20 protein-coding genes are annotated in these 21,320 nt (G+C 67.8%); 15 read left to right on the forward strand and 5 right to left on the reverse strand.

Annotated elements, in window-relative coordinates; genetic code table 11:
- Complete coding sequence (locus ACFXN1_RS21515; RefSeq protein ID WP_379440244.1) at positions 1-639, reverse strand: TetR family transcriptional regulator; 639 nt, start codon at positions 637-639, stop codon at positions 1-3.
- A 119-nt stretch (positions 640-758) separates the two neighbouring features.
- On the opposite strand from ACFXN1_RS21515, the gene ACFXN1_RS21520 reads away from it, so the two are divergent.
- Complete coding sequence (locus tag ACFXN1_RS21520; protein ID WP_379440243.1) at positions 759-1,898, forward strand: lipase family protein; 1,140 nt, start codon at positions 759-761, stop codon at positions 1,896-1,898.
- Positions 1,899-1,950: 52 nt separating this feature from the next.
- Here the strand turns inward: ACFXN1_RS21520 and ACFXN1_RS21525 are convergent, their stop codons facing one another.
- Together ACFXN1_RS21525 and ACFXN1_RS21530 are read right to left on the reverse strand one after the other, a co-directional pair.
- Positions 1,951-2,733 (reverse strand): VOC family protein, encoded by a 783-nt coding sequence (locus ACFXN1_RS21525; protein WP_379440241.1) that lies wholly within the window; start codon positions 2,731-2,733, stop codon positions 1,951-1,953.
- A 167-nt stretch (positions 2,734-2,900) separates the two neighbouring features.
- The gene (locus ACFXN1_RS21530; protein ID WP_379440240.1) at positions 2,901-3,692 is read right to left on the reverse strand and encodes an SDR family NAD(P)-dependent oxidoreductase; all 792 of its coding nucleotides are present in this window, start codon (positions 3,690-3,692) and stop codon (positions 2,901-2,903) included.
- Between the two features lie 99 nt (positions 3,693-3,791).
- On the opposite strand from ACFXN1_RS21530, the gene ACFXN1_RS21535 reads away from it, so the two are divergent.
- Positions 3,792-5,831, forward strand: a complete 2,040-nt coding sequence (locus ACFXN1_RS21535; protein ID WP_379440258.1) for a CocE/NonD family hydrolase — start codon at positions 3,792-3,794, stop codon at positions 5,829-5,831.
- A gap of 55 nt (positions 5,832-5,886) precedes the next feature.
- Here ACFXN1_RS21535 and ACFXN1_RS21540 read toward each other — a convergent pair whose 3' ends face one another.
- On the reverse strand, positions 5,887-7,677 hold the full coding sequence (locus tag ACFXN1_RS21540; protein WP_379440238.1) for an ABC transporter ATP-binding protein: 1,791 nt from the start codon (positions 7,675-7,677) through the stop codon (positions 5,887-5,889).
- An 85-nt stretch (positions 7,678-7,762) separates the two neighbouring features.
- On the opposite strand from ACFXN1_RS21540, the gene ACFXN1_RS21545 reads away from it, so the two are divergent.
- The 12 genes from ACFXN1_RS21545 (at position 7,763) to ACFXN1_RS21600 (ending at position 19,238) form a co-directional block, all read left to right on the forward strand.
- Positions 7,763-8,287, forward strand: coding sequence for a MarR family winged helix-turn-helix transcriptional regulator (locus ACFXN1_RS21545; RefSeq protein WP_379440236.1), 525 nt, complete (start codon positions 7,763-7,765; stop codon positions 8,285-8,287).
- Between the two features lie 115 nt (positions 8,288-8,402).
- The gene (locus ACFXN1_RS21550; RefSeq protein WP_379389003.1) at positions 8,403-9,047 is read left to right on the forward strand and encodes a pentapeptide repeat-containing protein; all 645 of its coding nucleotides are present in this window, start codon (positions 8,403-8,405) and stop codon (positions 9,045-9,047) included.
- Positions 9,048-9,111: 64 nt separating this feature from the next.
- On the forward strand, positions 9,112-11,364 hold the full coding sequence (locus tag ACFXN1_RS21555) for a molybdopterin-dependent oxidoreductase (RefSeq protein WP_379440234.1): 2,253 nt from the start codon (positions 9,112-9,114) through the stop codon (positions 11,362-11,364).
- Positions 11,361-11,864, forward strand: coding sequence for a winged helix-turn-helix transcriptional regulator (locus tag ACFXN1_RS21560; RefSeq protein ID WP_379440232.1), 504 nt, complete (start codon positions 11,361-11,363; stop codon positions 11,862-11,864). The genes ACFXN1_RS21555 and ACFXN1_RS21560 overlap by 4 nt, the downstream gene beginning before the upstream one ends.
- 471 nt (positions 11,865-12,335) lie before the next feature.
- A complete protein-coding gene (locus ACFXN1_RS21565) occupies positions 12,336-12,878 on the forward strand; it encodes a YaeQ family protein (protein ID WP_379399200.1) in 543 nt (180 codons plus the stop codon).
- 179 nt (positions 12,879-13,057) lie between these two features.
- Positions 13,058-13,663 carry a L,D-transpeptidase gene (locus ACFXN1_RS21570; protein WP_379440231.1) on the forward strand — a complete coding sequence of 202 codons (606 nt, stop codon included), beginning with the start codon at positions 13,058-13,060 and terminating at the stop codon, positions 13,661-13,663.
- A gap of 284 nt (positions 13,664-13,947) precedes the next feature.
- Entirely contained in the window at positions 13,948-14,673 is a 726-nt protein-coding gene (locus ACFXN1_RS21575; protein WP_379440229.1) for a response regulator transcription factor, read from the forward strand.
- Between the two features lie 105 nt (positions 14,674-14,778).
- Positions 14,779-15,315 carry a diaminobutyrate acetyltransferase gene (ectA, locus tag ACFXN1_RS21580; RefSeq protein ID WP_379440228.1) on the forward strand — a complete coding sequence of 179 codons (537 nt, stop codon included), beginning with the start codon at positions 14,779-14,781 and terminating at the stop codon, positions 15,313-15,315.
- Complete coding sequence (ectB, locus tag ACFXN1_RS21585; protein ID WP_379440226.1) at positions 15,312-16,586, forward strand: diaminobutyrate--2-oxoglutarate transaminase; 1,275 nt, start codon at positions 15,312-15,314, stop codon at positions 16,584-16,586. Before ectA ends, ectB begins: the two co-directional genes overlap by 4 nt.
- A gap of 1 nt (position 16,587) precedes the next feature.
- On the forward strand, positions 16,588-16,977 hold the full coding sequence (locus tag ACFXN1_RS21590) for an ectoine synthase (protein ID WP_379440224.1): 390 nt from the start codon (positions 16,588-16,590) through the stop codon (positions 16,975-16,977).
- Between the two features lie 9 nt (positions 16,978-16,986).
- Positions 16,987-17,871, forward strand: a complete 885-nt coding sequence (thpD, locus tag ACFXN1_RS21595) for an ectoine hydroxylase (protein WP_379440222.1) — start codon at positions 16,987-16,989, stop codon at positions 17,869-17,871.
- Between the two features lie 287 nt (positions 17,872-18,158).
- Positions 18,159-19,238: a calcium:proton antiporter gene (locus tag ACFXN1_RS21600; RefSeq protein WP_379389058.1), complete on the forward strand. Its 1,080-nt coding sequence runs from the start codon at positions 18,159-18,161 to the stop codon at positions 19,236-19,238.
- Between the two features lie 6 nt (positions 19,239-19,244).
- Here ACFXN1_RS21600 and ACFXN1_RS21605 read toward each other — a convergent pair whose 3' ends face one another.
- A complete protein-coding gene (locus ACFXN1_RS21605) occupies positions 19,245-19,646 on the reverse strand; it encodes a hypothetical protein (protein ID WP_379440221.1) in 402 nt (133 codons plus the stop codon).
- Between the two features lie 196 nt (positions 19,647-19,842).
- On the opposite strand from ACFXN1_RS21605, the gene ACFXN1_RS21610 reads away from it, so the two are divergent.
- Positions 19,843-21,309: an alpha/beta hydrolase gene (locus tag ACFXN1_RS21610; protein WP_379440219.1), complete on the forward strand. Its 1,467-nt coding sequence runs from the start codon at positions 19,843-19,845 to the stop codon at positions 21,307-21,309.
- Positions 21,310-21,320 lie beyond the last annotated feature (11 nt).

Raw genomic sequence — 21,320 nt, forward strand, 5'->3', positions numbered from 1 at the left:
TCAGTCTTCGCCCGCCGCCGCGGGGATCTCGAGACCGTGCTGCAGCGCGGCGACGGTGCCGTCGAGGATCTCGTAGAGGCGGGCGAGGGACGGATCGGGGCTCGCCACCCAGTCGTCGAGCCCCACCCCGAACGCCGCGAAGCAGGTCGCGGCGGCGAGTTTCGCCCGCAGATCGTCCTCGGCCAGTCCGCCGCGGCGGGCGAAACTCCGGGCCAGCGCGTCCCGGCGGCCGAACGTGCCGGTGAAATTCTCCTGGCGCAGTTGCGGATTGGTGATCAGCACCAGCCGCGCCCGCCGGGCGGTGTCGGCCTGGCGGCGCCGCAGCTCGGCCTCGGCATCGTCGAGCAGGAACTCGCGCAGCGCGGCCCGCAGCGCGACGAAGACCGCCTCGGGCGGCGGGCGGCGGTCCAGGGCGGCCAGCAGGTAGGACATGACGTCCTCCTCGTGGCTGAAGACCACGGCCGCCTTGGCGGGGAAGTGGCGGTGGAAGGTGCGCCGCGAGACCTGGGCGGCGTCGGCGATCTCCTGCACGGTGGTCTGCTCGAAGCCGCGGCGCTCGAACAGCAGCAGCGCCGCGTCGATCAATTCGCGCCGCACCCTGGCCTTCTCGCGTTCCCGCAACCCGGTCGGTGCCGTCATTCCGCCCTCTCGTGTCGCCGACGTCCACCCTGGTGTCTCAAAGTGACACTTCTCAGGATAGTCTGGCCGAAGTGTCTCACTGTGACACCAAACCGAGACGATACGAGAGGACTCCTCCGATGACGCGACGCACCGTGATCACCCTGGTCTCGGCGGCCGTGCTGGCCACCGGGCCACTCGCCGCCACCGCCCAGGCCGACCCGCCTGTCCGGGCCGAGGGCACGGCCCCGGGCGCCGTCGTCGGCAATGACGCGCTGGCGCAGGACCTCTGGATCGACGGCACCGGCTCGGCCCGCAAGCTCACCTACTGGACCCGCAATTCCTCCGATCAGCCCGCGCTGTCCACCGGCGTGGTCTTCACCCCGGCGGGCACCCCGCCGCCCGGCGGCTGGCCGGTGCTGTCCTGGGAGCACGGCACCGTCGGCATCGGCGACGACTGCGCGCCCTCGGTGGCCGGTCGCTCCGACCGCGACATGGGGTTCCTCGCCACCTGGATGAAGCAGGGCTACGCCATCGTCGCCACCGATTACATCGGCCTGGGCACCCCCGGCGTGCACGCCTACCTCGACGGCCGCGCCGAGGCGCACGCCGCCATCGACATGGTGCGCGCCGCCCGCGCCGTGGACGACTCGCTGGCCCCGAAGTGGGTGGCGATCGGGCAGTCGCAGGGCGGCGGCGCCGCGGTTTTCACCGCCTCGCTCGCGACACGCTATGCGCCCGAACTGGATTACCGCGGCGCGGTGGCAACCGGCCCGGCCTCCAATATCGTCGACGCCGCGACCCTGATCGGGCCGAACACCCCGCCCATCGGGTCCCCACACATCACCGCCTACACCACCTACGTGTTCAACGGCCTGAAGGCGGCCCGCCCGGACTTCGACCTCGACAGCTACCTGACCCCGCTGGGCAAGCAGCTGGTGACCGACGCCCAGACCCTGTGCTTCGCCCCGATGGCCGAGCGCGCCACCGGTGTGTCGCTGAACCAGCTGGTGTCGCGGCCGCTGGCGGACGGCGATTTCGTGCCGACCGCACGGTCGGTCATGGATGTCCCGCTGACCGGCTACGACCGGCCGCTGTTCATCGGGCAGGGCACCAATGACACCGATGTCCCCGCACCGCTCACGGCCAAGCTGGTCGCCGACATGGCCGCAGCCGGAACGCATCCCGAGGTGCACGTCTACGCGGGGAAGGACCACAGCGGCGCCATGCTCGCCTCACTGGCCGACAGCGTGCCGTTCGTGGCGCGACTGTTCTCCTGACGCGAAAGGCCGAGTGGCACAGAGCTACTCGGCCTTGGCGTCGACCGATGGATCAGCCGATGGTGACGGTGGTGTCGATCAGACCGAAGACCTCGCCCTGCAGGCCCGACACGATGCCCATGCGCCCGAAGGGGCTGTCCGACGGGCCCATCAGTACGGTCGCGCCGAGCTCCTTGGCCTTGTCCAGCGCGGCGTCCGCGCCCGCGACCTGGAACCAGGTCAGCCAGTAGTTGGGGCCGTCGCCCGGCTGGCCGGTGCTGTCGGCCGCGCCACCCATCGGGCGGCCGTCCGCGCCGGCGAAGGTGGAGTACGGCATCTGCTCGCTGCCGATCTCGTCGAAGGACCAGCCGAAGACCTGCTTGTAGAACTCCTGCGACGGTGTGTAGGCGGAGGTGTGCAGGTCGTTCCAGCAGTACGCGCCGGGCTCGTTGAAGATCCCGGCGCCGGTGTGCGCCTTGGCTTCCCATACGCCGAACACCGCGCCCCCCGGGTCCGCGCCGACGAACATGCGCCCGACGTCCATCACGTCGAAGGGCGGCATGAACACCGCGCCGCCGGCCGCCGTGACCGCGCCCGCGACCGCATCGGCATTCTCGGCGGCGAAGTAGGTGGTCCACACCGAGGGCATGGCGGCCTCACCCATCTTGGGCCCGATGCCCGCGGCGGGCTTGCCGTTGAGCATCGCCATCAGATACCCGCCCGCCTCGGGCGGACTGTCGAGCACGTCCCAGCCGAGCAGCTGGGCGTAGAAGTCCCGCGCAGCGGCGGGATCGTCGACGGAACAGTCGACCCAACACGGAGTTCCTTGCGGCCAAACCTTGTCTGTTGTGGGCATACGGATCCTCCCGAGCATCGGTCGGTTGCGGCCTGTCGGAGGGCAGGCACATGGTCAGCTAACCATGCTTCCCGGCATTCCGGTCACGGAATACCGACTGGTCACGAACTTGTGTTGAACATTCCGGGAGCACCCGGGTATCGACCTGGCCAGTGGCAATTCCAGGTTCACGGCCGGTATGGGTAGGCGCCGCCGTCGATGACGATGCGCTGGCCGGTGAGATAGCCGGCGGCGGGGGAGACGAGGAAGGCGACGACGTCGGCGACCTCTTCGGGGCGGCAGACGTGGCCGAAGGGGGAGGTGGCGTCGAGGTCGGCGGCGTGGTGGTGGATGCCGCCGGACATGGCCGCGGTGAGGCGGTCGCCCATGTCGGAGGCGACCAGGCCGGGGGCCACGATATTGACGTGGATTCCGTTGGGGGATTCCTCTTTTGCGAGGGTATGGGCGAGGGCTTCGAGGGCGGCCTTGGCCATGTTGTAGGGGGCGCCGGCCGCGCCGAGCGCGTGGGCGGCGACGCTGCTGATCATGATGATGTCGCCGCGTTCGCAGGTGCGCATGCCGGGGAGGACGAGCTTGGTGAGGTGGTGCGGGCCGATGGCCTGAATGCGCAGCAGTCGCTCGACCTCCGCCGGATCGGTGTCGGAGACCAGGCGGCCACGGCTGGCGACGCCGCCATTGTGGACGAGGATGCTGATCGGGCCGAGTTCGCTCGTCACGCGGTCGACCATGGCGGTCACGGCCACCGGATCGTCGACCGGGGCGTGCACGGCGAGGGCGGTGGCTCCCAGGGAATGCAGTTCGGCCACAGTGTCTTTCGCCGATTGCTCATGGCGCACCCAGTTGACCGCGACCATGGCGCCGCGGGCGGCCAGCGCATGGCTGATGGCGCGCCCGATACCGCGCCCGCCGCCGGTCACGAGTGCGACGCGTCCCGCCAATTCGCCTGCTGCTGTACTCACCTGATCAACATATGACACCCGCCACGATTGCGGTCGAGAGTGTCGGCCATTACAGTCCGACCGTTGGGTACGCAGAGGTTCCTCAACCACGGGGTCGGGATGAAATTCACCAAGATCAGGGGACGAACGCTGGGCGCGTTCGCCCTGTTCGCCACCGCAGTCACCGTCGGGGTGCTGGTCCGGCCGCTGGCCACCGCCACCCCGGACGCCGGATCACTGGGCGCGGGCTGGACCGCGACCGAGGACGGGCCGGCGAAATATCCTGGCGTGCACATCGATTGGGATGTCCCGATCACCATGAGCGACGGCACCGTCCTGAAGGCCAATGTGTATCGGCCCATGGACGCCGACGGCCACATCGTCGACACCCCGCTGCCGACGGTCGTCAACCTCACCCCGTACACGAAACTCGTGTCCATGATCGCGGATTCGGCGCTGTCGATTCCCGGCCTGTCGGATGTGCTGTCGAACTTCCTGCAGGGCTTCGACCTGTCCGGCGTCGGTCTGGGCGGTCTCTCCGATCTGGTGAAGGTGGTGCCCGGCGGCGCGGCCCGCGTCTTCACCGCCGACCGGAAGCTGGTCCAGTCCGGCTACACCCAGGTCGTGGCCGACGTGCGCGGCACCGGCTTCTCCGAGGGCGTCTGGCAGGTCTTCCAGGAGCGTGAGCAGCTCGACGGCGTCGAGGTGATCAACTGGGCGGCCCAGCAGCCGTGGTCGGACGGCAAGGTCGGGATGTCGGGCATCTCGTACTCGGCGATCAACCAGGTGCAGGCCGCCGAACACCAGCCGGACGCGCTGAAGGCCATCTTCCCGGTCGAGCCCGGCAGTGACCTGGTGCGCGATGTGCTCGCCACCGGCGGCGCACTCGGATTCGGTTTCATCCCACCGTGGTTGCTGGGCGTGGACAGCCTCAAACTCCTCCCGGATCTGACCTCGATCTTCTCCGGCGCCTTCGACTGGAAGTGGCTGGCCGACCGCCTGCAGAGCCCGTTCACCTTTTTCGACTACATCATTCAGGCGCTCACGGTGCAGTCCATCCCGGAGATCCCGGACAACCTGAAGAGCATCCTGGAACCCGACAGCAGCCTGCGCACCGCCTGGCTCGGGCATCCCGACCGGGTGCGGGTGCCGACCATGGTCTACGGCGGCTGGCACGACATCTTCACCTACTCCGAACCCCGCATCTACGACGCGATTCCCTTGCCGCCCGGGCAGAAACAGCTGATCATGGGCGACACCTACCACGCCGATCCCGGCAGCGGCTTCGGCACACCCGGGGCCCCGCCGCGCCTGGACGTGCTCGAGCGCGCCTGGTTCGACAGGTGGCTCAAGGGCATCGACAACGGCATCGACGGCTACGGCCCGGTGACGCTGTTCCAGCAGGGCGGCGCTTGGACCACGACGGACCAATTCCCGCGCAGCGACGTCGATTACCGCCGCCTGTACCTGTCCGGCGCGCCCAGCGGCACCGCTCCGATGAGCGTGCACGACGGCAGCCTGGTCGCCGATCCCGCCGGGCCGGCGCGGCTCACCGTCGCGCCCGGCATCAACAGCCTGTGCTCGCGCGATTCGGCGCAGATCACCGCGGGCGTCACGGCCGTCCTCGACGCCTGCGCCAAGGACGCGCGGCCGATGGAACTCAACGGCCTCACCTTCACCAGCCAACCGGTGGCCGACGCGACCCTCGTCTCCGGGCCGGTGAACGTGCATCTCAACACGGTGCTCGACGTCACCGACGGCTACTGGACCGCGACGCTCAACGATGTCGCGCCCGACGGCAGGTCCACGGTGCTGACCTCCGGCCAGCTGACCGCGTCGCTGCGAAAGGCGGACGAGGACAAGGCGACCCGCTCGGCCAACGGCGATTACACCGACCCGTACCCGGTTCTCACCCTGGCCGATCGCGAGCCGCTCGTCCCCGGTCAGCCCACCACCGTCGATCTGGGCCTGACCGCCACCGACGCGGTCCTGCAGCCGGGCCACCGCCTGCGCATCGACGTCTTCGCGTTCAACTTCCCGCGCGGCCTGCCGCTGCGCCCGCTGTTGAACGAGAGCGAGCTGCTGCCCCAGCACATCGACCTCGACCCGAACGCGCCCAGCTGGGTGAACGTCCCTCTCGGCGGAAATATCGGCTGGTAGGGAGAAAAGAGGCCCTGTCGTCAGCGTGGACGGCAGGGCTTTCTGCTGTCCGGGCTCAGGATTCGAGCGCGCCGACCACGTCGGCCTCGGCCATGACATCGTCGAAGGTGTCGCGGGCCAGCAGGTCGGCGTAGAAACCATTGCGCTCCACCAGTTCCCGGTGCGTACCGCGTTCCACCACGCGACCCCGATCGAGCACCACGATCTGATCGGCGTCGCGGATCGTGGACAGCCGGTGCGCGATCGTGATGGTGGTGCGATTCGCGGACAGCGCGTCGATCGCCGCCTGCACCTCGCGCTCGGTCCTGGTGTCCAGCGCGCTGGTCGCCTCGTCGAGCACCATGATGGGCGGATTCCGCAGGATGGCCCGCGCCACCGCCAGCCGCTGCTTCTCCCCGCCGGAGAAGCGGTAGCCGCGCTCGCCGACCAGGGTGTCGTACCCGTCGGGCAGGCTCATGATGTGGTCGTGGATCTGCGCGGCCCGGGCCGCGGCATGCAATTCCGCTGCTGTCGCATCGGGTTTCGCGAAGCGCAGGTTGTCGGCGACCGAGGAGTGGAACAGGTAGGTCTCCTGTGACACCACGCCCACCGCCGCGGACAGGTCGGCGAAGGACAGCTCCCGCACGTCCACGCCGTCGACGGCGACCCGGCCGGACGTCACGTCGTACAGCCGCGCCACCAGATACCCGAGAGTCGTCTTCCCCGAGCCGGTTTCGCCGACGATCGCCAGACTCGACCCGGCGGGCACCTCGATATCGACGTCGCTCAGCACGTTCCGATCCGCGTCGTAGGCGAACCCGACGCGCTCGAACCGCACCGCGCCCGTCACCTGCTCCGGCAGGGGCGTGGGCTGCTCAGGCTCCTCGATGTCCGGTCGCAGATCCAGGTATTCGAAGATCCGCCCGAACAGCGCCAGCGAGCTCTGAATATCGACGCCGGTCGACAGCAGCATGACGGTCGGCCGCAGCAGGCCGCTCTGCAGCGTGGTGAACGCGACCAGCGTGCCGATCGACACCAGCGGACGCCCCTGGGCCACGGTCATGCCCGCCGCCCAGTAGATGATGACCGCCGGCATGGCCGCCATCACGATCGAGATGGTCGACTGCCGCCACCGCCCGGCCATGCTGGAGCGGATCTCCAGATCCACCAGCCCCCGCGATTCCCGGGTGAAATCCTCGACCAGCGCGAGTGAGCGACCCATGGTGCGCGACAACAGGATTCCGCTCACCGACAGCGATTCCTCCACGATCGCCGACATGCCCGCCAGCTTGCGCTGCTTCTCCGCGGTGATGCGCCGGCGCTCGGAGCCGACCCGGCGGCTGATCCACACGAACAGCGGCAGCATGACCAGCGAGACCAGCGTGAGTCGCCAGTCCAGCGCGAACATGGCGATGACCGCCGCGACGACGGAGGTGAAGTTGGAGACCAGCGAGGTGATGGTCGAGGTGACCGTGGACTGCATGCCGCCGATGTCATTGGCGATTCGCGACTGCACCTCGCCGGTGCGCGTGGTGGTGAAGAAGGACAGCGGCATGGACTGCAGCCGTGCGTAGACGGCCGACCGCAGATCGTGCATGACGTCCTGGCCGACCGCGGTCGAGATATAGGTCTGGAAGACGCCGAACACACTGTTCAGCGCGGCGACCGCGATCATGCCCACGGCAAGCAGGGTCAACAGTCCGGTGCGACCGTGCGGCAGGGCGTCGTCGATGATGCCACGCAGCAGGAACGGGGAAGCCAGACCGGCCAGCGAGGCCAAACCCACCAGGGCCGCGACCAGGGCCAAGCGCCCGCGATACGGATGAAAGAGCCGGACGATCCGGCGAAGTTCAGGTTGTGAAGCCATCAGCGCCTCCTTTCGCAGGGAGTCACGCGCTATAACTGAGTTTGGCTCATAATTGTTCCGAGGACAATGAGCTATGCTCTGGATCATGTCGAGCAGCCCAGCGGACGAGCCGCGCGCGACGGGCGAGAGGCGTGTCGTTCCCGACGATGACCTCGCCGAACTCTTCCTGCGCACCACCAAACGGCTGCGCCGCACGCAGTCGGCGCGGCTGTCCCCGCTCGGCCTCACCCCGGCCCAGGCCCGCGCGCTGCGCATCATCGGCCGCGCCGATGAGCACGGCGACGAACCGCTGCGCATGTCCGCCCTCGCAGAGCACCTCGGCATCGTGCCGCGCTCGGCCACGACCGTCGTCGACGCGCTGGTCGCCGCCGGACTGGTTGCCCGCGAACCGGATCCGGCCAACCGCCGCGCCACCCTGGTGACCCCGACCGCGGCGGGCCGCCGGGTACTGGCTCGGATGTCCGACGCTCGCCGTGACGCCGCCGAAGAGATCTTCGCCGCCCTCTCGCCCGGCCAGCGTCACACTCTGCGCGAGCTCCTCGCCACCTTGGCGGCCGACGCCTGCACACCGCCGAATGCCGCGCTGACCCCGCGAACCGGCCCGGAGTAGCAGGCCGAAGGTCCGGTCGGTCGCGCGGATGGGTGGCCGGGCTGTCGTGAGCCTCGAGTACGGTCGGGAGCGTTGTGTCGATCCGATCTTCACCTCGACCCGGTAAGGAACCGATATGCCACGTGAGCTGGCCGACCTGCCTTTCGCGCGTTTCCTGGAACCACAGGAGACGCTGCTCGATGAGGGCGCCTACGACTGTGCCCATTTCGACGGCCTCTCACTCGACGACCCGCAGCTGCGCGGCGTGACCTTCACCGAGTGCGCCATCTCGGCCACCACGGTGACCGGCGGTTTCTTCCGGTATTCGCGGTTCAACGATGTCTGGCTGGGCAGTACCCGCTGGATTCGGACCGATCTGTCCGAAACCAATTGGATGGATGCGGAATTCGTGCTCGCGGCCATGTCGGGGGTGGAGGCGTTCGGGTCGGCGCTGCGGCGGGTGAGTTTCCACAACTGCAAGTTCGATTCGGTGAATCTGCGTGGTGCGGTGCTCACCGATGTCTCGTTCGTGGATTGCGTGCTGCGGGACGTGGATATCAGCGAGGCGAAGCTGACCTCTGTGACCTTCCCCGGCTCGGAGATCTCGGGGCTGTCGCTGCGCAATGCCAAGTTGAAGAAGGTCGACCTGCGTGAGGCCCGGTCGATCGGCATCTCCAGTGGGGTCGAGTCGCTGTCGGGTGCACTGGTCACCAATACGCAGCTGCTCGAGCTGGCCCCGGTCTTCGCCCACTCCTTCGGAATCCTGGTCAAGGACCTGTAGACGAAAGCGGCCAAGGACCTCCAGTTAGTAGCGCTAGTGAACTAACTCGAGTTACGCTCCTCACATGACGGAGTGGCGGCCTACGGCGTGCATCCTGTGCGAGTGCAACTGCGGCATCCAGGTGCTGCTCGGGCCGGACGGCCGGTCCTTCGAGAAGATCCGCGGCGACAAGCTGCATCCGGCGTCGGAGGGCTACACCTGCAACAAGGCCCTGCAGCTGGACCGCTATCAGAACGGGCACACCGGCCGGCTGACCTCGCCGCTGCGGCGGCGCGCGGACGGCAGCTTCGAGGAAATCGATTGGGAGACCGCGATTTCCGAGGTGTCGGCCAAGCTGCTGGAGGTCGGGCACCACTTCGGCGGTGGGTCGATCTTCTATTACGGCGGCGGCGGGCAGGGCAATCACCTCGGCGGCGCGTACGCCCCGGCGACCATGGCCGCGTTCGGCATGAAGTACCGGTCCAGCGCGCTGGCGCAGGAGAAGACCGGTGACTTCTGGGTGGGCGCACGGATGACCGGCTACCCGATGCGCGCGGATGTCGAGCATGCCGAGGTGGCGTTCTTCATCGGCAAGAATCCGTATCAGTCGCACGGGTTTCCGCGGGCGCGCACGGTGCTGAAGGAGATCGCCAAGGATCCGGCGCGGTCGATGATCGTGCTCGACCCGGTGCGCACCGAGACCGCCGAGCTGGCGGATTTCCACCTGCAGCTGCGGCCGGGGACCGACGTGTACCTGCTGACGGCCATGGCCGCGATCCTGGTGCGCGACAACCTGATCGACGAGGAATGGCTGGCCGAGCACGCCAGCGGCCTGGACGCGGTGCTGCCGGTGCTGCGGGCTGTCCCGATCGAAAAGTACTGCGCCATCGCCGATGTCGATCTGGACCTGGTGACCGCCGCGACGCACCGGCTGGCCCGCGCGAACTCGGTCGCCGCGCTCGAGGACCTCGGCGTGCAGATGAACCGGTACTCGACGGTGGTCAGCTATGTCGAGAAGCTGGTCTGGCTGCTCACCGGCAATGTCGGAAAGCCGGGCACCCAATACGCTTTCACCGGCCTGAGCAATCTCGGCCACGACCGGGGGCATCCGGCGGGCGAGGGCCCCAAGAGCCCGGTGGCCGGCGCACAGATCGTGAGCGGTCTGGTGCCGTGCAATGTGATCAGCGAGGAGATCCTCACCGACCACCCGGCGCGTTACCGCGCCATGTTCATCGAGAGCGCGAATCCGGCGCACTCCCTGGCGGATTCGGCCCGCATGCGCGAGGCACTGGCGGCGCTGGAACTGGTGGTGGTCATCGACGTCGCCATGACCGAGACCGCGCGCCTGGCCGACTATGTGCTGCCCGCGCCCACCCAGTTCGAGAAGTACGAGGCCACGTTCTTCAACTTCGACTTCCCGCGCAATATCTTCCACCTGCGGCACCCGGTGCTGCCCGCACCGGAAGGCGTGCTGCCAGAGCCCGAGATCCACGCTCGCCTGGTCGAGGCCGCAGGTGTGGTGAGCGAGGCGGACTACGCGCCGCTGCGGGCCGCGCTCGCGCAGGGGCGGGAGGCGTTCGCCATGGCCTTCCTGGGGATCCTCGGCGATCCGGCGCGGTCGAAACTCGCTCCGGTACTGCTGTATCGGACGTTGGGGGAGACGCTGCCCGACGGTGCGGCCTCGGCGGCACTGCTGTGGGCGGCGGCGTACAACATGGTGCGCAAGTTCCCGGCCAGCGTCGAACGTGCCGGGTACGGAACGGGTCTGGAGGCGGGGGAGCGGCTGTTCGAGGCGATCCTGACGGGCAAGCACGGCATCGTGATCTCCGAGGACGATTACACGGAGACCTGGAACCGGGTGCGCGACAAGGTGATCCGGCTGGAGATTCCGGAGCTGCTGGAGGTGATCGCCACCCTGCCCGTGCCGACCGAGGACGACAGCGCGGACTGGCCGTTCATCCTCTCGGCGGGTGAGCGCCGGGCCTTCACGGCCAACACCATCTTCCGCGACCCGGCCTGGCGCAAGCGTGATGCGGCGGGCACCCTGCGCATCAGCACCGGCGATGCCGAGCGGCTCGGACTGACCGCGGGCGACCTGGTCCAGGTGACGACCCGGCGCGGCACCGCGCAGGTCCCGGTCGAGCCCACCGACCGTATGCGCCCGGGCCACCTGTCGCTGCCCAACGGTTTCGGGCTCTCGGTCGCCGCCCCGGACGGCACCTCGGTCACCACCGGCACCGCCCCGAACGAGCTGACCTCCTTCGACGACCGTGACGAATGGGTCGGCACCCCCTGGCACAAGTACGTCCCCGCCCGCCTGGATACCGTGACCGCATGAAACGAACGAGTTTCGCGAACTGGCCGTGCACCGTCGCCCGCACCGTCGACCTGCTGGGCGACTGGTGGACGCCGCTCATCCTCCGCGAAGCTTTCTACGGCGCCAAGCGTTTCGACGATTTCGAATCCACCCTCGGCCTCAGCCGCAATATCCTCACCCAGCGTTTGAACCGATTGGTGGACGCGGGACTGCTGACCAAGGTTCCGTATCAGGAGCGGCCGGTTCGCCACGAATACCGGCTGACCGATCAGGGGCGCGATTTCTTTCCCGTCATCGCGGCCATGATGGCCTGGGGGGATCGGTACCTGGCTCCGGAATCCGGGGAACCGGTGGTTCTGCATCACACGGCGTGTGACCACGACACGCACGCCGAGGTGGTGTGCTCGCACTGCCGGGAGCCGTTGCGGCACGAGGATATTTCCGCTCGGCTGGGGCCGGGGTTTCCGGCTCGGCTTCGGAATGCGGCGTTGGCGACCGGTCGTTTCGGTGTTGTCGATTGAAAAGCCTTGTATCAGAATGAAATTCGATACTAATAGGTAGTGGGGGCGCGGTAGAATTAGTGCAGGGGAATCACGGGGGAGACACTCGACAGCTGTGGCATCGCTGATGTCGATGCTGCGGTGCGGTCTCTTTCGGGTTCGCTGCTGCACGGGGATATGAATTCTCCGATGACGATGACGATGACATGGAGTTGATGCAGCGGTTGCAAGGATTCGCCCTATCGCGGGCGGTGTGGGTGGATCGCGCCCAGCAGGATTGATCCTTCGGGCACTGCTCGGGTCAATCAGAGACATCACGTTGGGAGTTGGTCGCCAGCTCCATCGTTTCCAGTTGCTCGAGGTGGGGTCCCCGGGTTGCATGACACCCGGCTGCTCGTGTGCTGTGGGTGGGGTCCGCGCTGTTGGTTTGGCGGGGGTGGAGTCTGAACCGGTTGTCGGCGCGGGTGGGGTGGGCTTTAGGCTGCAGGGACTATGGCCCTGAACGCGACTCTCTACAACGTGAATGTGCACTTGGCTGATGTGGATCGGGGGGTCTACGAGGAGTTGGAGTTGCGGGTTGCGCGGCATCCTTCCGAGACCGGTGAGTACATGTTGACTCGGATCCTGGCCTACTGCTTGGAGTATGAAGAGGGAATCGCATTCAGTGATGGTGGGGTCTCTTCCACCGATGAGCCGCCGGTCCTCATCCGCGATCTCACCGGTCGCCTCACCACCTGGATCGACGTGGGCGCTCCGGACGCCGACCGCATCCACCGCGCCAGCAAACTGGCCGACCGTGTAGCCATCTACACCCACCGGGACCCCGCAAAAGTCCTCGCCCAACTCGCCGGCAAACGCATCCACCAGGCCGACCAGATCCCCCTCTATGCCTTCGACCGATCCTTCATCGACGCCGCCACCGCCCTCCTCGACCGCCGCAACACCCTCACGCTCTCGGTCACGGACCGCCACCTCTACCTGGACCTGAACGGCACCTCCCTCTCGACCCCCATCGAAGAACACTCCCTCGCCTAACCCCTGCCGACAGGCCGAGCGACCCGAATTCCACCCCGGGTTTCATGTGACCCGAGCACGCCACCTCAGGCAAACTGGCAACCACAATGCGTCGAACCCGTCCCCGCCCAGCGATCGCAGCCCTGGCCGTCATAGCCCTGGCTGCGGCAGGCTGCGCTCAGAAGCACTCCGAGCCTCCGGTGGAACAGCCTACGTACACCGGTCCGGCCGATCAGCTCATCACCGTTACCGCCGATTCCCCCACCGCCACCACAGCCACCCTCATCGCCTGGGATCGCGATGGCACACAATGGGTTCGAGCGATCGGCCCCTTGCACGCCGACGTGGGCGCGCAAGGCGTCGGCCCCACCAGCGAATCGGCAACCCGCTCCCCGGCCGGAATCTGGACGCTGACAGAGGCTTTCGGCATCTCTGCCAACAACGGCACCAGACTCCCGTACCGCCGAGTGACACCATCGGATTGGTGGGTCTCCGACACCAAGTCGCCCTTCTACAACACCCACTACACCTGCGCTCCCGGCACCTGCCCGTTCGATGAATCCGCGGGTGAGGACCTGGGTACGGCCGGTCCCGCCTACGATCACGCCGTCGTCATCGACTACAACCGCTCCCCGGTCGTCCCCGGCGCGGGTTCGGCGTACTTCCTCCATGTCGGAGACGGCACCCCGACCGCGGGCTGCGTAGCGCTTCCAGGCGCGGATCTGGACCGCGTGATGCGCTGGCTGGACCCCGCCCAGGGCCCGGTCATCGACATAGAGGTCCGGGATCGCGCGGCGAACCCCTGAATCCCCGAAACCTCTGTGCAGGTTCTCACAATGTCGCAAATGCGACCGAAGTGGCTTTGACGTGCGCAAATGCGGAATCATGGCGGTGCCATTCGGTATTTCCCCCGCCTGACCGGTAGCAATCGGAGTGATGCGCATCAGCTATCGGCTCGCATACCTGGGATGGCCGGATGTTTCGTTCAACTAAGGTTCGGGTATTCGACCTAGTCGAACGCGATCACCGCAGCTCGGTGATTGTCCGCTGGACGTGTTCGTGGCGTCCTTCGGACGAAAGGATATGGATGATGGGCGCGAGCCTGATGATCGTGGGGGACGACTACCGGGTCCGCAGCACCCTGCGGGTGGCGATGGAAGGGGAGGGCTACGAGGTCGCCGAGGCAGGCGCGACCGAGGTGGCCCTGGAACGGCTGCGCAATCACGGCGCGCCGGATGTGATGATCGTGGACCTGCTGGTGGGCGGGATGGATGCCTTCACCTGTATTCGTGAGGTGCGGCGCGCGCACGAGGTGCCGATCATGGTGGTCAGCGCGAGCGCGGACACCCATGATGTGGTCGCGGCGCTGGAGGCGGGCGCCGATGACTTCGTGACCAAGCCGTTCGAGCTCAAGGAGATCAGCGCGCGCATGCGGGCGCTGCGGCGGCGGCCGCACCTGGGCGGGCTGCCGGAGGATCCGGCGGCCGAGCCGCCGGTGGAGATCGTCCTGGACGCCGATGATGCTGCGCCGCTGGTGCTTTCGCCCGATGGTGGCGTGGTGAGCCGAGGCGAGGAGCAGATTCCGTTGACCATCACCGAGTTTCGCCTGCTGTGTGAACTCGCGGCGAATCCCGGCCGGGTGCTCAGCCGCACCCTGCTGCTCGAACGAGCTTGGGACGAAGGCTTCTTCGGTGACGAACGGCTGGTCGACGTCCATGTCCGCCGGCTGCGCACGAAGATCGAGACGGACCCGTCGGAGCCGCGCATCGTGGTGACCGTGCGTGGCCTCGGATATCGCCTCGATATGCCGCGATAGGCGTATTCGCGGGTGTGCGAGGCCCGCGGAGTCATGGGATCGTCATGAGATCGCAATGAGTTCGCATGGAAGACCTCAAAACTTCACCGTCAGGCTGAAGTGGTCATGCAGATCCAAATCAGCAAATTTGACGCGATATCCCAGCAAACCATCCAGATCCGGGAGCCCGTGCTCGCCGACGGCGCACGAATGTGGCGCATTGCGGAGGACTCCCGGGTCCTCGACACCAACTCCAGCTATGCCTATCTGCTGTGGTGCCGCGATTTCGCGGATACCTCGATCGTCGCTGAAATAGACGGCGAGATAGCCGGATTCGTCATCGGCTACACCAGGCCCGCGTGGCCGCACATCCTGTTCGTCTGGCAGGTGGCGGTCGATCAGCCCCATCGTGGGCACGGCCTGGGCGTCGACATGCTCGACGCGCTGCTGGAAAGTGCCGCGGCGCGCGGCGTCACGCAGCTCGAGACCACCATTGCCCCCGACAATCCGGCCTCGGTCGCCATGTTCGCCTCGCTGGCCCGCCGTCGTGGCGCGGCCCTGACCCGCACCACATTGTTCACGGCGGATCAGTTTCCCGGCGGGCATCAGCCCGAGGACCTCTACCGCATCGCACCGGTCACCACTCAGGAGGAATGGCGATGACTAGCCCCGATATGACGGTTTTCGCGGATCTCGAGTCGAATGTGCGCGGCTACTGCCGTTCCTGGCCGACGGTTTTCGACACCGCGTCCGGCGCCTGGCTCCGCGACGAGTCCGGCCGGGAGTACCTGGATTTCTTCGCCGGCGCGGGCGCGCTCAACTACGGCCACAACAACCCCGTGCTGAAGCAGTCGCTGCTCGAGTACATCGCGGGCGACGGCCTCACCCACGGGCTCGACATGTCCACCGTCGCCAAGCGTGATCTGCTGCAGTCGCTGCGCGACCGGATCCTGCAGCCGCGCGGCCTGGACTACAAGGTGCAGTTCCCGGGACCCACCGGCGCGAACGCGGTGGAGGCCGCGCTCAAGCTGGCCCGCAAGGTGACCGGCCGCACCGAGATCCTCAACTTCACCAACGCTTTTCACGGTATGACGCTGGGCGCCCTCTCGGTCACCGGCAATGCCGCCAAGCGCGCGGGTGCGGGTGTGCCGCTGCAGCACGCCACCTCGATGCCCTTCGACGGGTATCTGTCCGGCGCGGACGACGATTCGTTCGAATGGATGGAGCGCGTCCTCGACGACGCCTCCTCCGGCCTGGACAGCCCGGCCGCCGTGATCGTCGAAACCGTCCAGGGCGAGGGCGGAGTCAATCTCGCGAGCGTGCAGTGGCTGCGCAAACTGGCCGGATTGTGTTCCGCCCGTGAGATTCTGCTGATCGTCGACGACGTGCAGATGGGCTGCGGCCGCACCGGACCGTTCTTCTCCTTCGAAATGGCCGGCATCACACCCGATATCGTCACGCTGTCCAAGTCGATCGGCGGCTACGGCCTGCCGATGGCGCTGGTGCTGTTCAAGCCGGAACTGGACCTGTGGAAGCCGGGCGAGCACAACGGCACCTTCCGCGGCAACAACCCGGCCTTCGTCACCGCCCGTGCGGCGCTGGAGCATTACTGGGCCGACGACGCCCTGGAGGCCGCCACGCAGGCCAAGGGTGAGCGCATCGACCGTGCCCTCACGGGCATGTCCGCGGCCTTCGACGGTGTCGGCGCGCGCGGGCGTGGTCTGGTGCACGGCCTGGTCTTCGACGACGCCTCGCAGGCGGAGAAGGTGTGTGCCGCCGCCTTCCAGCGCGGGCTGCTGGTGGAGACCTCCGGTCCCGAGGACGAGGTGGTGAAACTGCTTCCGCCGCTGACCATTACCGACTACGAGCTCGATCACGGTCTGGAGCTGCTGGCCGCCTCACTGGATGCCGTCAGCGGCGGGCGGGGGCGCTGACATGATCGTGCGCACCACCGCCGAGATCACCGGCACCGAGCGGGATGTCGCGGGCCCGGGCTGGCGCAGCAAGCGCATCGTGCTCGGCGGCGACCGGGTCGGGTTCTCGTTCCACGAGACCACCATCGACGCCGAGACCGTCCACGAATTCCATTACCAGCACCACATCGAGGCCGTCTGGCTGGTCGAGGGCGAGGGCACCCTGGTCGATCTCGACCACGGCACCACCTACGAGCTGGGCCCCGGCTCGATGTACCTGCTGAACGGCCATGAACGGCACCGCCTCTTCGCCCGCACCCGGATGCGCATGCTCTGCGTCTTCAATCCGCCGGTGACCGGGCAGGAGGTGCACGACGAGCACGGTGTGTACCCGCTCGTCGCCGTCGACTAGGAGCTTCGAATGACTGTGTCCGGCAACGGAAGAATCGACCGCTATCGAACCCGCACGGTGGTGGGCACCCCGCCGATCGAGCGTGACGACCCGACGGTGTGGGGTGAGATCGGCAGCCATGCCCTCGCCGATTTCGACGACAACGGCTACGCCGTGGTCGACAGCCTGCTCGATCCGTACGAGGTCGGTGAGGTGGCGGCCGAAATCCAGCGGCTGACCGGCGATCCCGACCTCGTGCTGGACGAGCGCGTGATCATCGAGCGCGAGTCGCACCGGGTGCGCTCCCTGTTCGAGGTGCACCGGCTCAGCGCCATGATCGCGGATCTGGTGCGCGAGTGGCGGATTGCCGGTCTGGCGCGCGAGATTCTCGGCTCCGAGGTCTATCTGCATCAGACCCGGGTGAACTACATGCCCGGGTTCACCGGCACCGGATTTTACTGGCACTCCGACTTCGAGACCTGGCACGCCGAGGACGGCATGCCGACGCCGCGGGCGGTGAGCCTGTCGATCGCGCTGTCCGACAACTACCCGTTCAACGGCAGCCTCATGGTCATGCCCGGCTCGCATCGCACCTTCGTCCCCTGTCAGGGCGAGACGCCGGCCGATCATCACCGGGTTTCCCTGCGCGGTCAGGAGATCGGCGTCCCGTCGCAGGCGGCCATCACGGATCTGGCCGGGAAGCACGGCATTACGCAGTTCACCGGGCGGGCGGGTTCGGCGTTGCTGTTCGACTCGAATCTCATGCACGGGTCGGCGGGCAATATCACGCCGTTCCCGCGCTCGAATCTGTTCCTGGTGTTCAACAGTGTCGAGAACACGCTGCTCGATCCCTATGCCGCGCCGCATCCGCGGCCGGAGTACCTCGCGAGCCGGGACTTCACGCCCCTGGTGTGATCGGGGGAGTTGTCGAGGGGTCGTCTCGTATGCCGATGTCGTTCCATGTGGGTGCGATCACATATTTGTCGGATGTGCAGTCTGAGCTGGCGATATGAGTGAGCTGATCACGGTCTATGGAACGACAATGGTTCATCGTGATTGTGGAACGTTGCATCCTACCTCTATGGTTTGACGTAGGTCGAACATCGGGCACGCGCCGGTCGACCGGCGCGTGCCCGATCGATTCGGCTGCGTCCGAGGGATTTCCGCGCTCGTCGAATCCCGTGACCACTGAGGAACCTTTGCTGCTGGACAAGATTCGCTGGACCGTAGTCGTTCCCCTGCTCGCGGTGGTGATGCTCGCCGCGGTGTGGGGCCGGGAATTGTCGCTGCTGGCCGACATCCCGGTATTCGCTCTCCTGCTGGCGGCGGTACTGGCCGCGGTGCATCACGCCGAGGTCGTCGCGCATCGCGTCGGCGAGCCGTTCGGCGCGCTGGTGCTGGCCATCGCGGTGACCGTCATCGAGGTCGGACTCATTCTGACGCTGATGGTTTCGGCCGGGGACAAGGCCGCGCCGCTGGCCCGTGACACCGTGTTCGCAGCGGTCATGATCACCTGCAATGGCATCTTCGGAATGGCGTTGCTGGTGGGGGCGTTGCGGCGGCGGGTCGCGGTCTTCAATGCGGAGGGCACGGGTGCGGCGCTGGCCACGGTCGCGACCCTGGCCACGCTGAGCCTGGTGCTGCCGACGTTCACGACCAGCGAACCCGGACCGCACTTCTCGCCCGCCCAGCTGGCCTTCGCGGCCGTCGCCTCACTGGTGCTCTACGGCTGCTTCATCGCCATGCAGACCGTGCGGCACAAAGAGGATTTCCTCCCGGTGGAGCCCGGGACCGATGACGAGGACGAGCACGCGGAGCGGCCGAGTGCGCGCCGCGCGTGGATCAGCGGCGGGCTGCTGATCGCCGCTCTGGTCGGGGTGGTCGGTCTGGCGAAGGCGGTGTCCCCGGCCATCGAATCCGGTGTCGACGCAGCGGGTCTGCCGCGTTCGGCGGTCGGCGTGGTGATCGCGATGCTGGTCCTGCTGCCCGAGGCGCTGGCCGCCGTGCGTGCCGCGCGGGGCGGGCGGGTCCAAGTCGGGCTGAACCTGGCGCTGGGCTCGGCCATGGCCAGTATCGGCCTCACGATTCCGGCCATCGCGGTCGCCTCGATCTGGCTGGACACCCCGCTGCTGCTCGGCCTGGGCGCGACCGAAATGGTGCTGCTGGCAATAACAGTGGTCGTCGGCATGCTCACCGTGGTGCCCGGCCGCGCCACCCTGCTGCAGGGCACGGTGCACCTCTCGCTCTTCGCGGCGTTCGGCTTTCTCGCGGTCGCGCCATAGGAACGCCTACTCCGCAGTCCCCTCGCCGACCTTGCGCCGGAACCGCCGGCTCCGGCGCTCCTCGTCCTTCGCCGCGTGCTCACCCTCGGGCGCCCGCTGCCGCACGGCCCGCCGCTCCCGCTCCACGGCCTCCTCCAGCAACTGCAACATGGGCACCTCGGCAAGCGCGTCCTTCGTTGCAGCATGATCGACATCGCTGCGCGTGATCAGCCCGGCCGCGATCAACCCCTCCACCGGATTCACCCCGTAGGCCCGCGCCAGCTCGATCACCGTGTCCGCCACCGGCGGATCCGACTCCTCCAAATGCCGCTTGATCCTGGGCCCATTGCTGTCCAGCTTCTCCGCAATGGCCCGGGTACTGGCCCCCCGGGTCACCGCCCGCTTCCAAGCATCGAACGCTTGCCTCATCGCATCACCCTCGGCTCGATCGGCCCGCACGCCAAACCCCGAGCCTATCGAATCCGGTCGATTACGTTCAATCACGCAACACTGGCGTTTCGCCCAGGACCGTCACCGCCGGCTGTCCGATAGTCCCGTAGGGGGAGCGGCGGGTGGCACCGTGGGGTGACGCGGGTCGGTGTTCGGGGCTTCTACGTTCGGCGGTGTGAAGACAACAATTCGCGTTGGAGCGGCGGTGGGGCTCGCAGTGGTGGTGTCGTCTGTGCTCGTCGGCTGCCGGTCGGATTCGAGCTCGGGCATCGAGTGGGCCGCGTGTCAGGGGGTGGGGGTCGATTCGCGGCAGGAGTGCGCGACGGTGTCCGTGCCGCTCGACTACGAGCATCCGGAGGGGGAGCGGGTTTCCCTTGCGGTGTCCCGGATTCGGAGTGCGCATCCGGAACATCGGCGTGGGGTGTTGCTGCTCGTGCCGGGCGGGCCGGGTGGCAGCGGTCTGAATCTGCCGTCCACCGCAGGACAGACGCTGCCGGAGTCGGTGCGGGACGAGTATGACCTGATCGGGTTCGATCCACGCGGGATCGGAGCGAGCACCGCGGCGAATTGCCATATCGCGCAGCAGGATCTGGCGCCGGAGCGGCTGCGGCCGTGGCCGGACGCGGACGGGGGGATCGCGGAGAATGTGGCGATGGAGCGGCGGGTGGCCGAGGCGTGCGTGCGGGATGGGGGTGCGCTGGTGCGGTCGATCGGGACCCGGACCGCGGCGCGGGACATCGACCGGATCCGGGAAGCGCTGGGGGAACAGCGGATCGCGGCGTGGGGAACGTCGTATGGGACGTACGTGCTGTCGGTGTACGCCACGCTGTTCGGGGAGCACACGGATCGGATCCTGCTGGACAGCAACGATGATCCGGATCCCGAGCGGGTCGAGCGGACCTGGCTGGGGAATTCCGCCGTGGGGGCGGAGGATCGGTTTCCGGACTTCGCGCGGTGGGCGGCGGCCGAGGGGAATCCGGATCGGGTGGCGGAGACGCCCGAGGCGGTGCGGGACGCGTTCCTCACGCTGGCGGCACGATTGGATCGCGCACCGTTGCCGTGGCCGGGTGCCGAGACCTCGGCATTGAGCGGCAACGGATTACGGCAGATCCTGCTCGACGGGCTGTACAAGGATCAGCGGTTTCCCTATGTCGCCCAGGTGATCAATGCCGCGCTGCGGTCGGACGCGCTGCCTGCCGCGCGGCTCTCCCCGCCGGAGCCGGCGGCCCAGGCGTCGACCGCGGTCATGGTGGCGACCCTGTGCAATGACGTGGCCTGGCCGACGTCGGCGGACGACTACGCGACCGCCGTCGCCGCGGACCGAGCCCGATACCCGCTCACCGCGGGCATGCCGCGCGGCTTCTCCCCGTGCGCCTTCTGGCCGTATCCGGTCGCGCCGCGCACGGTCGTGACCGCGTCCGGACCGTCGAATGTGCTGCTGCTGCAGAATCTCCGGGATCCGGCGACCCCGTACAGCGGCGCGTTGCACTTGCGGCAGGCGTTCGGTGACCGCGCCCGGATGGTGGCGGTCGACGGCGGCGGGCACGGCGTGTATCCCTCGCCGGTCGCCTGCGCGAACGATGCCGTCGAGCGTTTCCTGCGCGACGGCACGCGTCCGGATCAGGACCTCACCTGCCGATGAGGTCGCGTCGA

This window comes from Nocardia sp. NPDC059154, assembly GCF_042755705.1.
Taxonomy (GTDB): domain Bacteria; phylum Actinomycetota; class Actinomycetes; order Mycobacteriales; family Mycobacteriaceae; genus Nocardia.

Coding starts and splice junctions, on each gene's coding strand:
- ACFXN1_RS21515 (WP_379440244.1), bottom strand. CDS start 639: ATGACGGCACCGACCGGGTTGCGGGAACGCGAGAAGGCCAGGGTGCGG.
- ACFXN1_RS21520 (WP_379440243.1), top strand. CDS start 759: ATGACGCGACGCACCGTGATCACCCTGGTCTCGGCGGCCGTGCTGGCC.
- ACFXN1_RS21525 (WP_379440241.1), bottom strand. CDS start 2,733: ATGCCCACAACAGACAAGGTTTGGCCGCAAGGAACTCCGTGTTGGGTC.
- ACFXN1_RS21535 (WP_379440258.1), top strand. CDS start 3,792: ATGAAATTCACCAAGATCAGGGGACGAACGCTGGGCGCGTTCGCCCTG.
- ACFXN1_RS21540 (WP_379440238.1), bottom strand. CDS start 7,677: ATGGCTTCACAACCTGAACTTCGCCGGATCGTCCGGCTCTTTCATCCG.
- ACFXN1_RS21545 (WP_379440236.1), top strand. CDS start 7,763: ATGTCGAGCAGCCCAGCGGACGAGCCGCGCGCGACGGGCGAGAGGCGT.
- ACFXN1_RS21550 (WP_379389003.1), top strand. CDS start 8,403: ATGCCACGTGAGCTGGCCGACCTGCCTTTCGCGCGTTTCCTGGAACCA.
- ACFXN1_RS21555 (WP_379440234.1), top strand. CDS start 9,112: ATGACGGAGTGGCGGCCTACGGCGTGCATCCTGTGCGAGTGCAACTGC.
- ACFXN1_RS21560 (WP_379440232.1), top strand. CDS start 11,361: ATGAAACGAACGAGTTTCGCGAACTGGCCGTGCACCGTCGCCCGCACC.
- ACFXN1_RS21565 (WP_379399200.1), top strand. CDS start 12,336: ATGGCCCTGAACGCGACTCTCTACAACGTGAATGTGCACTTGGCTGAT.
- ACFXN1_RS21575 (WP_379440229.1), top strand. CDS start 13,948: ATGGGCGCGAGCCTGATGATCGTGGGGGACGACTACCGGGTCCGCAGC.
- ectA (WP_379440228.1), top strand. CDS start 14,779: ATGCAGATCCAAATCAGCAAATTTGACGCGATATCCCAGCAAACCATC.
- ectB (WP_379440226.1), top strand. CDS start 15,312: ATGACTAGCCCCGATATGACGGTTTTCGCGGATCTCGAGTCGAATGTG.
- ACFXN1_RS21590 (WP_379440224.1), top strand. CDS start 16,588: ATGATCGTGCGCACCACCGCCGAGATCACCGGCACCGAGCGGGATGTC.
- thpD (WP_379440222.1), top strand. CDS start 16,987: ATGACTGTGTCCGGCAACGGAAGAATCGACCGCTATCGAACCCGCACG.
- ACFXN1_RS21605 (WP_379440221.1), bottom strand. CDS start 19,646: ATGAGGCAAGCGTTCGATGCTTGGAAGCGGGCGGTGACCCGGGGGGCC.